The following is a 15,573-nucleotide window of genomic DNA, read 5'->3' as shown; positions in this document are numbered from 1 at the left end:
TTATTCAGCAACACTGATATTTCATAATTCACACTTTTTTAGTAGTGAATACCAGCATCCTTCATTCGTCCAATGGCTTCTTGCATTCGCTCCTCAGAGATAGTTAAAGCTATGCGGAAGAAGCCTTCACCAGATGCACCATAACCGCTACCGGGAGCGACCATAATGCCGCATTTGTCAAGCAGCAAATTTACAAATTCCGCAGAAGTATAACCGGAAGGAACAGGAACCCAAACGTAAAGGGTAGCTTTTGGCGGCTGAATCGGCCATCCTAAAGATTGTAAACCTTGAACAATGGTATCGCGGCGATGTTGATAAACAGACATCAAAGTTTGCAGTTCGGCTTCTGTGGTATTGTAAGCTGCGATCGCAGCTTTTTGAATTGCCTTAAACACACCCGAATCAACGTTAGTTTTAACCTGTCTCAAACCTTGAATCCCCAATGCATTCCCAGCTACAAAACCAACTCGCCAGCCTGTCATATTGTAAGATTTTGACAAACTGTGAAACTCAATGGCGATATCTTTTGCGCCAGGAACTTGTAACACACTCGGCGGTTTGTAGCCGTTGTATGCCATTTCTGAGTAAGCATTGTCATGACATAGCAAGATATTGTACTGCTTACAGAAATCTACCAATTCTGTAAAAAACTCTAGCGTTGCAACTCCCCCAGTCGGATTATTTGGGTAGTTAATCCACAAAAGCTTGGCTTTTTGGGCAATTTCTTCGGGAATCGCGTTTAAATCTGGCAAAAACTGGTTTTCTGGCTTCAGTGGCATTGTAAAAGGCACACCATCAGCAAAAATTGTAGAAGTGCGATACACCGGATAACCTGGATCAGGAATAAGTGTATAGTCTCCCGCCTCTACAAAAGCTAAAAAAGTATTATGTATTGCCTCTTTAGAACCAATAGACGCTACAACCTCTGTATCTGGGTTTAAATCCGTTACCCCAAACCGACGTTCCATCCACTTAGCAGCCGCCTGCCGAAATTCTTGCATACCTTCGTAGGGCGGGTAGTTATGGGTAGCAGCGTCATCAATTGCCTCGTGCATTACCTGGAGAATGTGTGCAGGAGTCGGTTTATCAGGGTCGCCTACTGCCATATTAATGATGTCAACTCCCTCAGCGACGAGTTTTTCTCGTTTACGGTTAATTTCAGCAAAGAGGTAGGGAGGAATTTTTTCTAGGCGTTTAGCAAGGTGCATGGCGACTTAAATATTAATGCAAACATTAATGCTGACTAGCACAGTTTACGCCACACCAAGTAACTAAACAGTAAATCTCACAGAAAAATATAGGTCATTATCAATTAACCATTGACCATTGACTAATGACAAAAATTAATATCCCCAGCTAGGAACCAACTTGACCCTACCAGCATCCATTTCTGCCATTAATAATTCCAAAGCTTCATAGTCCACATCCGAGATATAACCCATTTGAGTTAATTCAGAATTGATTTCATTTTCTATCTCTGGAGTTAATTTTTTAATATCAAGAGCTTTTTCTACAAGTTGGCGAATAGCGTACTTCCTCGTTTTCATATCTATTAACCCATTTTAGGTAATACTAAATTATCTGGGATAGAGCTAAGTATAAATTGTGATCTAAAAACTTAAATTTAGTGATTTAGATCACATATATTTTGCCAAATAATTTACCTTGAACTCTATCTTATTCTCTGCAAATGAGCATCTTTAATCTCATACTTAGCTATAACTGATGAGGCTTAAGTATATATAAATTAAGCATTCCCAGCAAAGTTACGGATGAGCAATTTATCCTGTGGCTGTCTATGTTGATTGTTTTAGAACCGATATTAAAAAAAAGTATATATAAACACATTTTACCCTGTATTTATGACAATCTTTAAAGATATACCCTTTACCCATAAAGATTCAGCAAAGAGATGTAAGACGTATGGTCGATGTTTAAAAAAAGAGATTATGTTCAAATAAATCTCAGGTTAAAGATTTAATAACTCTAATTTAGGATGTCAATATGCAAGCAGTGCTGGAATGCCCAAAAATTACAGTTATTCGGCCACAGGGCAAACTCAATGCCGTTAACGCATTGGAATTTGAACGAGATTTGACAGCAGCATTAACACCAAATGATGTCTCAATCTTGCTTGTGGATTTGGCAGCAGTAGAATCATTAGACAGTGCAGGCTTAATGGCATTGGTGTCTGCACTAAAGCTGGCTCAAAACTTGGGGCAAAGTTTAAAGCTATGTTCTGTTTCTCCCGCCTTGAAAATTATCTTTGAATTAACCCAACTTGATGGGGTGTTTGAGTTTGAAGATACAATTGATTTAGCTTTTGTCAACCCTTAAATATAACATAGAATTTATCTTTGTAGTAAAAATATTAAAGGATGTTTTCAGTTGCAAAGATAAACCTATGGTTATACTCAATCAATGCTAAGGTTGGAGGTGATTATCTGTAAATAATAAAAGTAGCTAGAAGATAGCGCAGTGGCTGTTGCAGTTGAAAAATTAATTACACCGGATATTTTAAAACCCGCGCGTTACCTTGGTAACGAACGCCTAGCAGTACATAAGCCTTGGGATAAGGCAGTAATCAGGTGGGTGTTGACCTACCCAGAAGTATATGAAGTTGGCTCGTCTAATTTGGGGCATATCATTCTCTATAACATTTTGAATGCCCAACCGCGCCAATTATGCGATCGCGCTTACCTCCCAGGTACAGACTTGGCAGCTAAACTTAGGGAAACAAACACGCCCTTGTTTGCTGTAGAGTCAAAGCGATCGCTAAAAGAATTTGATATCTTAGGTTTTAGTCTCAGTTACGAATTAGGTGCGACCAATATCTTAGAAATGTTGGATTTAGCAGGAATTCCCCTGACATGGCAAGAAAGAGCAACAGGGAATTATCCGCTAATTTTCGCTGGGGGACAAACAGCAACCTCAAACCCTGAACCCTATGCTGACTTTTTCGACTTCTTCGCTTTAGGTGATGGCGAGGAACTCTTACCAGAAATCGGCTTGGTATTAGAAGAAGGAAAAAACGCTGGATTAAGTCGCCGAGATATACTCCTCGACTTGGCACAGGTACCAGGGGTATACGTCCCACAGTTTTATGAAATGGCCGCAGATGGTTCAGTCCATCCTAACCATCCAGATGTACCAAAACGTATTCTCAGGCGAGTCGCAACTCCCATACCCGCTTATTCCATTGGGCTGGTTCCCTACGTAGAAACAGTACACGATCGCCTAATAATTGAAATTCGCCGTGGTTGCACGCGTGGGTGTCGCTTTTGTCAACCAGGTATGCTCACTCGACCGGCAAGGGATGTAGAACCAGAAAAAGTTGTAGAAGCCATCGAACAAGGAATGCGGGCAACTGGTTACAATGAATTTTCCCTACTATCCTTGAGTTGTTCCGATTATTTAGCCCTACCAGCGGTAGGGATGGAAATCAAAAATCGGTTAAAAAATGAAAACATTTCCCTGACTTTACCCAGTCAGCGCGTAGATAGATTTGATGAGAACATTGCCAACATCCTCGGTGGTACACGGCAAGGTGGATTAACATTTGCACCAGAAGCCGGCACCCAGCGGATGCGGGACATTGTTAACAAAGGTTTGACGAATGAAGAATTGCTGAGAGGTGTAAAAACAGCTTGGGAACAAGGCTGGGATAAAATCAAACTCTATTTTATGATTGGCTTACCGGGTGAGACAGATGCAGATGTTGTCGGCATTGCTGAAACGGTACGTTGGTTACAGCGAGAATGTCGGGGTCAGGGCAGAAGACCGCTAAACTTTAACCTGACAATTTCTAACTTTACGCCCAAACCGCATACACCATTTCAATGGCATTCAGTCGCTACCGCTGAATTTAAACGCAAGCAAAGCCTACTACGGCAAGAATTCCGCCCGATTCGGGGAATCAAGGTGAATTTCACCGATGTCCGCATTTCGGCAATGGAAGACTTTGTGGGTAGAGGCGATCACACTTTGGGCAAAGTTCTGCGTCGCGCCTGGGAACTAGGTGCAGGCATGGATTCTTGGTATGATAATTTAGATAAAGCCTTCACGGCTTGGGGTCAGGCGATCGCCGAAGCCGGACTAGACTGGAAATACCGCCAAGTCGAAAACGGCGAATGGAATTTGTTTCATCCAGAAGAAAAAGATTCCTGTAATCACCACTCCCTGGATCTCCCCCTCCCTTGGGATCATATTGATACTGGAATTGACAAAAAGTGGCTGCAAGAAGACTTACAACGCGCCTTAGAAGCAGCAATTGTCCCCGATTGCTCTTTTGAAGGTTGTTCGCATTGTGGTGTCTGCGGCACAGATTTTGGCCATAATATTGTGATTGAGCCACCTACTATCCCAGAATTTGCAGGTGAGTTTGTTCCCAACACCACCAAAGCCCAAAGATTGCGTGTCTGGTTTGGGAAACAAGGTGATATGGCTTTATTAGGTCATCTGGATTTATTGCGCTTGTTTGACAGAGTTATCCGCCGAGCAAGTTTGCCAATTGCCTTTACAGGTGGATTTCACCCCAACCCACGCATTATGATTGCCAGTGCTTTACCTTTAGGTGCTACTAGCAATGGTGAAATCGTGGATTTTGAGTTAACGACCCCTGTAGATATCCAGGCTTTCCAAGCTAAGTTAGCCCAGGAACTGCCGACTGATATACCTATATATGGCGTAGCAGAGATAGATTTAAAATCTCCCGCCGCTACCCAAATCTTAGCCGCAGCCGAGTACCAGATTACAGTAGCCATGCTGGATACAGCCACACCTGCACAATGGCAAGATTGGATTGATGTCATCTTAGCGAAGGACGAAATTAACGTAGAGCAAACAACCAAATCAGGCAAAACTCAAATAGTAAATCTGCGCGATCGCCTGTTTGAATTAGCATTAGTAACCGTTAAAAATAGCACCGCTGAACCTACCTCGATTCTGCGTTATCTAGGTAGTTGTCGCAACGACGGTGTTTCCTTACGTCCTGAGCAAATCCTATCTATGCTGGCAGTAGTGGCAAACCGAGAATTTCAACTTCTGCAAATTCACCGCAATCAGTTAGTTTTAGGAGTATAATCCCTAAAGGGCAACTTGCTAGTAGTTGCCCTGATGTAGCACATCGTGGGAATTGATTTTTAGCAAGGTTGCGTTAGAATGAGGTGAAGAGAAATTTTCTGACGCTGCATTGAATTCACTAGTTCACTACCCTTATACTCAGGGAGCGAAAGCAAAGATACTAGAGAGAAAATTCTAGGGTTTTATCCCAGATAAGCTGAAGCGGATTAAAAAGCAACCTCTCTTTATAGCTACCTTGCGAACTAGTAACTTAACAGCAGGCTCCGTCGGCAACTCTTACTCTATATTTTTTTAAACAACTGCTAAATGCCTAAACCCTAGGTGGTGCGGGTATCGCATCAAAAATCAACCACGACGGTTGATTTATTTACTTAAAAAATATGCAGCCGTTCTGGAATAAACAGGCGTGTCAACGCAATTACTCAGACATTTGCTCTTTAACTTTGAAGCTCGGCTTCACAAATTTTATTATCAGCAGTACCCTTAGTAGCTGGTAGGGGCGAGGGACATAACAAACCTCCAGAACTACACTCGTGCTGCCAATTTTTGAGGAAATTGAATGCCAAAACAAATTATCATCGCAGAGCAGCATCAAATTGCTGCCGTATTTTCGGAAGATCAAATACAAGAACTCGTTGTAGCCACAGGCCATCACCAAATTGGTGATATCTACTTAGGTGTAGTAGAAAACGTATTACCCGGAATTGACGCAGCTTTTGTAAATATTGGTGATCCAGAACGTAACGGCTTTATTCATGTCACAGACTTAGGCCCTTTGAAGCTAAAGCGGACAGCCGCCGCCATTACAGAACTATTAGCACCCCAGCAAAAAGTTCTGGTGCAAGTTATGAAAGAGCCAACCGGCACAAAAGGGCCGAGGCTAACAGGTAACATTACTTTACCTGGACGCTATGTAGTACTGATGCCTTATGGTCGGGGTGTAAATTTATCCCGCCGGATTAAAAGTGAAAATGAGCGCAATCGCCTGCGGGCGTTAGCAATTTTAATCAAACCGGCAGGGATGGGTTTGTTGGTACGAACAGAAGCCGAAGGCAAACCCGAAGAAGCCATTATGGAAGACTTGGAATTGCTGCAAAAACAATGGGAGGCAATTCAACAAGAAGCACAATCGACCCGTGCGCCAGCACTACTGAACCGGGATGATGACTTTATCCAGCGGGTATTGCGAGATATGTACGGTGCAGATGTCAACCGAATTGTGGTCGATTCCAGCACTGGGCTAAAGCGGGTGAAACAGTACTTGCAGAACTGGAGTGGCGGACAGACACCACAAGGATTGTTAATTGATCATCACCGCGATCGCTCACCCATATTAGAATACTTCCGCATCAATGCCGCTATTCGGGAAGCACTCAAACCAAGAGTAGATTTACCTTCTGGCGGCTACATCATTATTGAGCCAACAGAAGCCCTGACAGTAATTGATGTTAACTCTGGTTCCTTCACGCGATCGGCAACAGCCAGAGAAACAGTGTTGTGGACAAACTGCGAAGCCGCCACAGAAATTGCCCGCCAATTGCGACTGCGAAATATCGCCGGAGTCATTGTTGTAGACTTCATCGATATGGAATCACGGCGCGATCAACTGCACGTTCTAGAGCATTTCAACAAAGCACTCAAAGCAGACAAAGCGCGTCCTCAAATCGCCCAACTTACAGAACTTGGCTTAGTAGAATTGACTCGGAAGCGTCAAGGGCAAAATATATACGAATTGTTTGGTGGAACTTGTCAAACCTGTGGTGGCTTAGGACATATAGTCCATTTACCAGGAGAAAACGAAAACCGCTTACCAACACCAGCAGAAGTGCCTGAGCGTTTCGTATCCTTGCCCCAAAGAGAACCTCGTTTGCCAGTAGCGCGGATCACAGAACCAAGAGAAAGCTTTGATAGCTTTGGTGACAATTTTGATGCTGACACCGATTTAAGCTCCTTGAATTTAGTCAATCATCCCAGCTATCACGAATTGGGTGATAACAATAAGCGTGGTGGTCGCACTAACCGTCGTAGACGCATTGGCATCAATGGCGCAAATGGTAAAGATGAAACAAGACTCGCTCCTAATTCGTTAGGTTTTGAGAATGATACCGAGCTAGATCTGGATAATGACGTTGACTTAAGCCCAACACCAGAAATTCCAGCACCTAGCTTAGGTAAATCAGGTTGGACAGAAAGAGTCGAACGCAATAAAGTCATCAAAACAGAACCAGTCAAACCAGTGGTTGAACCACCGGAGATTAGAACCGTAGAAATGACTTTAGAAGAACAAGATGTTTTTGCTTTGATGGGAATATCTCCCTTAGTGAAATTGGATAGGGAAGTCAAAAATCCCAAGTCGGTGATTATTAACGTTGTTCAGCCTGGACAAGGAGCAAGTACAGCCCCAGAAACGCCCTCCGCTACAATTATTACCGAAACTCCCAATAAAGAAGTAAACATCTCACAGCCTGTAGAGTTAGAGCAACAATCTCCACTACCAGAAAAAGTTGAGTTAGATGGATTTGCTACTAATGCTGAAGAATCTGAAGCAAATCTAACTGCCACAGGTAGCCGTCGCCGCCGTCGTCGTTCCTCTGCCGTAGATTCTAATTCTGAGGACAGTTAATATCTCCGATGGAGATAGAAATTAAACAAACTGCTGTTGTACCAGCAGGCTTGGCTGAACTCCCTTGGTTGGAGTTCACACCTAATTTATTCGGTATCCCAGGATTAATTGCGGGTGTCGATGAAGTCGGGCGTGGTGCTTTATTTGGGCCTGTTGTTGCAGCAGCAGTCATCTTACCTGACAGCGCTTTTCCAGAACTCATCGCCTCTGGCATTAACGATAGTAAAAAGCTGTCTAGTTCTCGCAGAACTAAGTTAGCAGCACAGATTTGTCAGCTGGCAACAGACTGGAGAATCGGTTTTGCTGCAACTGCTGAAATTGATCAAATAAATATTTTGCAGGCGACACTGTTAGCCATGAAACGGGCTGTACTTAAATTGAAAGTACAGCCTGTAATATGCTTGGTTGACGGTAATCAAGCAATTAAAGATTTGCAAATACCACAACAAACAATAGTCAAAGGAGATGAGCGATCGCTCTGCATCGCAGCTGCTAGTATTGTGGCTAAAGTCTGGCGTGACGACTTGATACTGCGTTTAGCCGCAAAATATCCACAGTACGACTTAGCAAAAAATAAAGGATATGGTAGCCCCAAACATTTACAGGCGCTACGAGATTACGGCGCTTCATCTCTACATCGTAAATCTTTCAGCCCTTGCCAAATTCAGCAGTAATTTGGGGTATTGTTTGGTCGGTGCGCTCAGGTTTTGGTGTGCTAATTTTTCTTTCACATAGATGTAGTGATAGCTAATTTTCCCAAACTTTAACCAATTAATGGCTATTTTAAAGTAGCCATTAATTCTTCATTTAATACTTAGATAAAACTAATCTAAATTCAAAATTGGTAAGTCACCACTATTATCTTCTATTGCTTGCTCTGTCATTTGAGATGTCACCCAATGACGATAATCTACTAGTAGCTGATGTAACAATCTTTGCTTAACAGTTAATAGCACACTTTTCAGCAAACCATTGCCAGTAGCTTCTAAAATTGGCTTTGGTGTAAAAGAAAGTGGTGGCGGGAGTTCTACTTGTACTTCTAAGTCGGCTTTTCCTTCCAGGCGAGTACCACTACTAGATTGATAGGGTGACAAATGACCTTGTAAATTGAGTGTAAAACGTTGGTTAATATATTCAAATCCGAGGATTTCACAACTTAGCGATCGCAAATAAATTATGCCATTTGATTCTGCCCACACCCTCATGTCTACCGTCGGCTGAATGCTTAATGTCATAAATGATAGAGGACGCATTTTTAACCGAAATACTTCTTCGGAAAGTTGTTGAAAACGACTATTATCAACTAAAGCATTCACCAATCTTTGAGGCTGCCGCAAATAATGTTGAATAGGAATAGGCTGTTGCGGTACAGCAATTTTTACCGATTGAGAAGCAGTAAATCTGGTAGGCATGATTTGCAGACAGCAATTATTTAATACTTTTATATATTAATAAATTTAGTGTAGTTATTATTTTAATTAAATAAAAAAGTGAGGATAAGTCATACTTATGTTAAACCTCAAATCTGAATAATAGATTTACCCAATAATACGAATTTTTTAAAATTATTACTATTTATATAATTATAAATCAAATCACAGCTATTTTATGAAAATACTTTTTTAAGTATAAATATCAAAAAAAGCAAAAATTATACCAGTGTTAAAACAGAAGATGATCATGAAGAGAAAAACGTCAATCTCTTGGCTCCGTTGTATCCATTCCCGCTATCGTTTACATTGGTTCTCTAGCCTTTCGTTCTAAGTTAGTAAGACAAAAGCTGCAATGATGGCACTTTCTCCCTAAGTTGTTTTCCTAGCTGGTAGAGATTCAGATAATCAAAGGTACACCCAATTTATGCAAGTATTACAAGATAAAATCGCTACTATACTGATGTCTCTAGATTTATGGTTAATTGGATTCCATACAGTAGTAAATTAGGCATCCTAACATTGTTTTCGTACTACACAACCCAGTAAATGTGCTGGTGAATATAATTAAAAGCTGTATCATTATTCAATAGAAAACAAGAGTATGAAGTCAAATAAAGCAATTTAAATCAATATTTTGTTTCTTTAAGAGTGGATTTGCCTGCGGTATAGTCTATGAATCTCACAGTAATTCCCATTTAAATTCTATGTCTTTATCTATTGCTCATCTAGGGCCACCAGGCACTTATGCAGAACAAGCAGCAGTTTTATATGTCAATTGGTTGAACAAAACTACAGGAATTGCAGCTACTTTATGCCCATATCCCAGCATAGCTCAATCACTCCAAGCGGTGGCTACTAGAGAAACTGAGTTAGCGGTTGTACCAGTAGAAAATTCCATTGAAGGTAGTGTCACGATGACAATGGATGCACTGTGGCAATTGGACAGTTTGCGAATTCAATTGGCATTAGTGATGCCTATTGTCCATACTTTAATTTCTTGCGCTCCCAGTTTAGATCACATTCAGAAGGTGTATTCTCACCCCCAGGCTTTAGCACAATGTCAAAATTGGTTAGGTAAAATCCTGCCAACTGTACAAATCATACCGAACAATTCCACAACAGAAGCCCTACAATTACTCCAACAAGATGTAACAGCAGCGGCGATCGCTTCTTCTAGAGCTGCCCAACTCTATAATTTGCCGATTCTTGCTCAAGGAATTAATGACTATCCAGAAAACTGTACTCGCTTTTGGGTAGTGAGTCAAAATCAGCCAACATCTGAATATCAGATAAATACATTAAATCCTACTCATAGCTCTCTAGCTTTTAGCGTCCCTGCAAACATTCCTGGTGCGTTAATCAAGCCTTTGCAAGTATTTGCTGAACTAGGCATTAATCTTAGCAGAATTGAATCTCGCCCTACCAAGCGATCGCTAGGAGAATATGTATTTTTTATCGACCTAGAGACAGATATTACAAAACCCAAAATGCAATCTGCTATAGCCGATTTAATGGGTTACATAGAAATTTTAAAAATTTTTGGTAGCTATGGGGTTTTATCTGTCAACGTTGTGGAAGCATAATCCCAGAACGAAAAACTTCATATCAAGTAAGTTTGTTTTTGCAGAGTTAGCGACTACTCATGCAAGAACACATAATAGTGAACTCACAGGGTAGAACGCCAAGAAACTTTAGACTCTGCATAATTTTTCATCGATCTTCGCTTAAGATTTCTGATTAAAAGTATCTTTTAGTACAGAACGAGCTGCTAAATGATTACGAGTAGAAGTTAAAATTTCTGCTTCTCGTTCTAAGCGAGCAGCTGTATCTTGCATTTCTAGCAATGACTGTTGTTCAGCAGCCACACCATAAAGATTACTCGCTACCCAATAAGATAGCTCTATTGGCAAATCTGGTAATTCTTCTGGCAGTTCAATGTTTTGTTCTGTTAATTTGGCAGAGAGACGCACTACATCTTTAAGCAGTTGTTCAACTTCTGCACCTAAAGGGCGTAAGTCTTTGGCTGGTGGTTCATCTTCTATCCACTGTACCAAACCGACGCGATAAGGCTTTTCCCGTACATACTCTAAGACCCGAAACCTTTGTTGTCCCAAAGTCAGCATTTTCATCCGGTCGTCTGGTAGGCGCTGGTAATGGATGATTTCTGCACAACAGCCAACATTTGCAATCGTGCCTTTTACTGGATCGACCATTAGTACTCCAAACCTGCGATCGCTTTCCAAAATCGTATTCATCATGATTCGGTAGCGGAATTCAAAGATATGTAATGGTAATGGTCTAGTAGGAAAAAGAACTACTTCGGGTAACGGGAACAGAGGTAGTTCACGAACAGCAATTCTAGAAGAAGATGTCATTGTTACCTTATAATAAATTTAATTTTAAAAATTTATTGTTCTCTGCTTTCCCGTACTTTATTTACATTCTATCACTAAATAAAAAGCCCTGAGATCAATTTTCTCAGGGCTAGTTCCGTATTCGTACTATAGTCAATGGTCAATAATAATTTTTTTATAACTATTGACTCTTGACTGATTACAACTTGACTTCAATATCCACACCGGATGGCAAATCTAACTTCATTAACGCATCAATAGTTTTAGAGGAAGGCTGGTAGATATCAATAATGCGACGATGAGTACGGGTTTCAAAATGTTCGCGCGAATCTTTGTCTACGTGAGGAGATCGCAACACGCAATAGATTTTCCGTTTTGTAGGTAAGGGAATTGGGCCTATGGCTGTAGCGTTAGTCCGGTTAGCTGTATCTACAATCTTCTCGCAAGATGTATCTAATAATCGACGGTCAAAAGCTTTTAAACGAATTCTAATCTTCTGCTGTTGTAGAGTTGCCATCTTTAATTTTCCAGGTTCTGATTTATTAGGAGAGTCGAGAGTGAGGAATTGAGAGTAGTTAATTTTGTGTTTTTTTACTCTCTATTTTTGATTCCTCATTTTTGCCAGTAATTTCAGATAAAAGAGCAGAGAGGCATCTTAGCATCTCTGCTCTTAGTTATTCGGGTAAAAATGTACTACTTGACGATTTTAGCGACGACACCAGCACCGATAGTGCGGCCACCTTCACGAATCGCAAAGCGCATACCTGTTTCAATTGCGATCGCATTAATCAATTCCACAGTAACTTTGATGCGATCGCCTGGCATTACCATTTCTACGTCTGCCCCATCATCAGAGGTGAAGGCTTTAATGGTGCCGGTTACATCGGTTGTCCGGACATAGAACTGGGGGCGGTAGCCAGAGAAGAAGGGGGTTTTCCGACCACCTTCTTTTTCTGTTAAGACGTATACTTCACCTTCAAATTGAGTATGAGGTGTAATAGAACCGGGTTTGGCGATTACCATACCGCGCTCAACATCTTCTTTTTTCAGACCACGTAGGAGTACACCTGCGTTATCCCCAGCCAAGCCTTCATCAAGGCTCTTTTTAAACATTTCGATCCCGGTAACGGCGGTACTACGAGTTTCTCTCAGACCCACTAGTTCTACGGTATCGCCCACTTTAACTTTGCCACGTTCAATCCGGCCGGTAGCAACTGTACCACGACCTGTGATTGTAAACACATCTTCTACAGCCATCAGGAAGGCTTTATCAATGTCACGCTCAGGATCGGGGATGTAGGAATCTACAGCGTCCATCAATTCGTAGATTTTGTCTACCCAAGGATTTTCTCCACGCTGAGTTTTGGGGTTTTTGGTCATTGCTTCTAGAGCTTGCAGACCAGAACCTCGAATAACGGGAATATTGTCCCCATCGAACTCATAGCTAGAAAGTAGTTCCCGAACTTCTAGTTCTACCAACTCTAACAATTCTTCGTCGTCTACCATATCTTCTTTGTTTAAGAAGACCACCAGTTTAGGAACCCCTACCTGACGAGCTAACAGAATGTGTTCGCGGGTTTGAGGCATAGGGCCGTCAGTCGCAGCTACTACGAGAATAGCTCCGTCCATTTGTGCTGCACCAGTGATCATGTTCTTCACGTAGTCAGCGTGTCCAGGACAGTCTACGTGAGCATAGTGGCGGTTTTTAGTTTCATACTCAACGTGAGCAGTGTTAATCGTAATACCCCGTGCTTTCTCTTCGGGTGCGTTATCGATTTGGTCATAGCCTTTAGCTTCCGCTTGACCGAGAGCAGCCAAAGTCATGGTGATAGCTGCTGTTAAAGTGGTCTTACCGTGGTCAACGTGGCCAACAGTACCGATGTTAACGTGGGGTTTATTTCTTTCAAACTTTGCGCGTGCCATGAATGCTCGTTTCCTTTTTTAATTAAGCGTTCCCTTTACTTTTTGCAATGATAGTTTCCGCTACGCTGCGAGGCACCTCTTCGTAGTGGCTGAACTCCATCGTAAAGATACCTCGACCTTGGGTCTTCGACCGGATATCGGTGGCGTAGCCGAACATGGTAGCCAGTGGAACTTTAGATGCCACTTTAGCCAGTCCCTGTTCAGTACTTTGGCTTTCAATCTGTCCTCGGCGGGAGATGAGGTCTCCAATGACGTTCCCAATATAATCTTCAGGAACTTCCACCTCAACTTTCATCATAGGCTCTAATAGTACTGGTGAAGCTTTTAGCACAGCTTCTTTCAGTGCCATTGATCCAGCGATTTTAAAAGCCATTTCCGAAGAGTCTACATCGTGGTAAGAGCCATGAACTAGCGTCGCTTTCACGTCAATCAATGGATATCCGGCTAAAATACCAGATTCACAACTTTCTTTCATCCCTTGCTCTGCGGGGCCAATGTACTCTTTTGGTACTACACCACCAACAATTTTAGAGACGAATTCAAAGCCAGTACCGGGTTCCCCTGGTTCCAAATTGATGACAACGTGACCGTATTGACCTTTACCACCACTTTGCCGGATGAATTTACCTTCTACGTTGGTAACTGTTTTACGAATTGTCTCGCGGTAAGCTACCTGTGGCGCACCCACGTTCGCTTCCACTTTAAATTCGCGCAACATCCGATCCACCAGAATTTCCAGGTGGAGTTCTCCCATCCCTGCAATGACAGTTTGGTTTGTTTCTGGGTCAACATTAACGCGGAAGGTTGGGTCTTCCTCAGACAGAGATTGCAGAGCTTTGGATAGCTTATCCATGTCATTCTTGGTTTTGGGTTCAACCGCCACCGAGATCACTGGCTCTGGAATAAATAGGGATTCCAGAATTACTGGTGCGCCTTCATCAGTGATAGTATCACCAGTTAAAGTGTCTTTTAACCCTAGTGCAGCACCCAAATCACCAGCCCGTAGTTCTTCTACGTCTTGGCGATCGTCTGCCTTCATCAGAACTAAACGGGAAATCCGTTCTTTTTTGTTCTTCGTAGCATTTAATACATAGCTACCTTTTTTCAGCACACCAGAATAAACTCTAACAAAGGTGAGGCGACCGTAAGGGTCAGCCATAATCTTAAATGCCAAAGCTGCTAGAGGTTCATTGTCATCAGCTCGGCGCTCGACTGTATCACCATTGGGGAGTGTGCCTTGAATGGGAGGAACTTCTGTTGGTGCGGGTAGGTAATCTACAACTGCATCCAACATTAACTGCACGCCTTTGTTTTTAAAGGCTGAACCACAAAGTACAGGCACGATTGTGCCAGCAATTGTCCCTTTCCGCAGGGCAGCGCGAATTTCTTCTTCTGTCAGTGCTTCCCCGTCAAAGTATTTGGTCATCAAAGCATCATCGGTTTCAGCAACTGCTTCTACCAGCTTTGTGTAATACTCTTCGGTTTGCTCCTGCATATCTGACGGAATATCCGTTTCTTGAATATCCGTACCTTGGTCGTTATTGTAGATGTATGCACGTTTCCGTACTAAGTCTACGATGCCTTTAAAGTCATTTTCGCTACCAATGGGCAGTTGAATGGCAATGGCATTCGCCCGTAAGCGATCGCGCATTTGTTCATGAACTCTATAGAAGTTCGCGCCTGTGCGATCCATTTTGTTAATAAAGGCGATCCGAGGTACCGCGTAGCGATCTGCTTGCCGCCATACTGTTTCAGATTGTGGTTGTACTCCACCTACTGAACAAAATACAGCAATTACACCATCCAACACGCGCATGGAGCGTTCTACTTCGATTGTGAAGTCTACGTGACCAGGAGTATCGATAATGTTAATTTGATAATCTTTCCAACTGGTGCTAATGGCCGCAGCAGTGATTGTGATTCCCCGCTCCCGCTCTTGCTCCATCCAGTCAGTTACAGCAGTTCCTTCGTGAACTTCACCAATTTTATGAATTATCCCAGAGTAAAATAATATTCTCTCTGTTGTCGTTGTTTTTCCCGCATCTATATGCGCCGCAATCCCGATATTGCGTACTTTCTCCAGCGGGTTTGTACGTGCCACAGTAGCCTCCTATAGTTTTTGCCTCATGATATCTTGTATATTACTCTTTGTTAAGAT

The 15,573-nt window shown here is 42.2% G+C and carries 12 protein-coding genes; 5 read left to right on the top strand and 7 right to left on the bottom strand.

Annotated elements, in window-relative coordinates; translation table 11 throughout:
- Positions 1–38: 38 nt before the first annotated feature.
- Both NCWK1_RS09875 and NCWK1_RS09870 read right to left on the bottom strand, forming a co-directional pair.
- A complete protein-coding gene (locus NCWK1_RS09875) occupies positions 39–1,208 on the bottom strand; it encodes a pyridoxal phosphate-dependent aminotransferase (RefSeq protein WP_103124597.1) in 1,170 nt (389 codons plus the stop codon).
- A 135-nt stretch (positions 1,209–1,343) separates the two neighbouring features.
- A complete protein-coding gene (locus tag NCWK1_RS09870) occupies positions 1,344–1,547 on the bottom strand; it encodes a hypothetical protein (protein ID WP_096575175.1) in 204 nt (67 codons plus the stop codon).
- A gap of 457 nt (positions 1,548–2,004) precedes the next feature.
- Here NCWK1_RS09870 and NCWK1_RS09865 point away from each other — a divergent pair, with 457 nt between their 5' ends.
- From NCWK1_RS09865 to NCWK1_RS09850, 4 genes are all read left to right on the top strand, one after another.
- Positions 2,005–2,337: an STAS domain-containing protein gene (locus tag NCWK1_RS09865; protein WP_096575173.1), complete on the top strand. Its 333-nt coding sequence runs from the start codon at positions 2,005–2,007 to the stop codon at positions 2,335–2,337.
- Positions 2,338–2,478: 141 nt separating this feature from the next.
- Entirely contained in the window at positions 2,479–5,082 is a 2,604-nt protein-coding gene (locus NCWK1_RS09860; protein ID WP_103124596.1) for a TIGR03960 family B12-binding radical SAM protein, read from the top strand.
- 559 nt (positions 5,083–5,641) lie between these two features.
- A complete protein-coding gene (rne, locus tag NCWK1_RS09855; RefSeq protein WP_103124595.1) occupies positions 5,642–7,705 on the top strand; it encodes a ribonuclease E in 2,064 nt (687 codons plus the stop codon).
- An 8-nt stretch (positions 7,706–7,713) separates the two neighbouring features.
- Entirely contained in the window at positions 7,714–8,379 is a 666-nt protein-coding gene (locus NCWK1_RS09850) for a ribonuclease HII (RefSeq protein ID WP_103124594.1), read from the top strand.
- Positions 8,380–8,529: 150 nt separating this feature from the next.
- Here the strand turns inward: NCWK1_RS09850 and NCWK1_RS09845 are convergent, their stop codons facing one another.
- Positions 8,530–9,117, bottom strand: coding sequence for a DUF1997 domain-containing protein (locus NCWK1_RS09845; protein ID WP_103124593.1), 588 nt, complete (start codon positions 9,115–9,117; stop codon positions 8,530–8,532).
- Positions 9,118–9,842: 725 nt separating this feature from the next.
- Between NCWK1_RS09845 and pheA the strand changes: the two genes are divergently transcribed.
- Complete coding sequence (gene pheA / locus NCWK1_RS09840) at positions 9,843–10,721, top strand: prephenate dehydratase (protein WP_103124592.1); 879 nt, start codon at positions 9,843–9,845, stop codon at positions 10,719–10,721.
- Positions 10,722–10,862: 141 nt separating this feature from the next.
- Here pheA and NCWK1_RS09835 read toward each other — a convergent pair whose 3' ends face one another.
- The 4 genes from NCWK1_RS09835 to fusA all read right to left on the bottom strand — a co-directional run bounded on the left by NCWK1_RS09835 (position 10,863) and on the right by fusA (position 15,516).
- Positions 10,863–11,513 carry an LON peptidase substrate-binding domain-containing protein gene (locus NCWK1_RS09835; protein WP_015113499.1) on the bottom strand — a complete coding sequence of 217 codons (651 nt, stop codon included), beginning with the start codon at positions 11,511–11,513 and terminating at the stop codon, positions 10,863–10,865.
- Positions 11,514–11,691: 178 nt separating this feature from the next.
- Entirely contained in the window at positions 11,692–12,009 is a 318-nt protein-coding gene (gene rpsJ / locus NCWK1_RS09830) for a 30S ribosomal protein S10 (RefSeq protein WP_015113498.1), read from the bottom strand.
- A gap of 176 nt (positions 12,010–12,185) precedes the next feature.
- A complete protein-coding gene (gene tuf / locus NCWK1_RS09825; protein WP_096575161.1) occupies positions 12,186–13,415 on the bottom strand; it encodes an elongation factor Tu in 1,230 nt (409 codons plus the stop codon).
- Between the two features lie 22 nt (positions 13,416–13,437).
- Positions 13,438–15,516, bottom strand: coding sequence for an elongation factor G (gene fusA, locus NCWK1_RS09820; RefSeq protein WP_096575159.1), 2,079 nt, complete (start codon positions 15,514–15,516; stop codon positions 13,438–13,440).
- Positions 15,517–15,573: the final 57 nt, after the last annotated feature.

It is taken from the genome of Nostoc cycadae WK-1 (assembly GCF_002897135.1).
Lineage (GTDB): Bacteria > Cyanobacteriota > Cyanobacteriia > Cyanobacteriales > Nostocaceae > Nostoc_B.
Note: the sequence above shows the minus strand (reverse complement) of the source record. Positions and strands in the feature narration are given on the sequence as shown.

Bases quoted from the DNA above. Each gene is read 5' to 3' on its own strand.
- NCWK1_RS09875 (WP_103124597.1), bottom strand. From the start codon at position 1,208: ATGCACCTTGCTAAACGCCTAGAAAAAATTCCTCCCTACCTCTTTGCT.
- NCWK1_RS09870 (WP_096575175.1), bottom strand. From the start codon at position 1,547: ATGAAAACGAGGAAGTACGCTATTCGCCAACTTGTAGAAAAAGCTCTT.
- NCWK1_RS09865 (WP_096575173.1), top strand. From the start codon at position 2,005: ATGCAAGCAGTGCTGGAATGCCCAAAAATTACAGTTATTCGGCCACAG.
- rne (WP_103124595.1), top strand. From the start codon at position 5,642: ATGCCAAAACAAATTATCATCGCAGAGCAGCATCAAATTGCTGCCGTA.
- NCWK1_RS09850 (WP_103124594.1), top strand. From the start codon at position 7,714: ATGGAGATAGAAATTAAACAAACTGCTGTTGTACCAGCAGGCTTGGCT.
- NCWK1_RS09845 (WP_103124593.1), bottom strand. From the start codon at position 9,117: ATGCCTACCAGATTTACTGCTTCTCAATCGGTAAAAATTGCTGTACCG.
- pheA (WP_103124592.1), top strand. From the start codon at position 9,843: ATGTCTTTATCTATTGCTCATCTAGGGCCACCAGGCACTTATGCAGAA.
- NCWK1_RS09835 (WP_015113499.1), bottom strand. From the start codon at position 11,513: ATGACATCTTCTTCTAGAATTGCTGTTCGTGAACTACCTCTGTTCCCG.
- rpsJ (WP_015113498.1), bottom strand. From the start codon at position 12,009: ATGGCAACTCTACAACAGCAGAAGATTAGAATTCGTTTAAAAGCTTTT.
- tuf (WP_096575161.1), bottom strand. From the start codon at position 13,415: ATGGCACGCGCAAAGTTTGAAAGAAATAAACCCCACGTTAACATCGGT.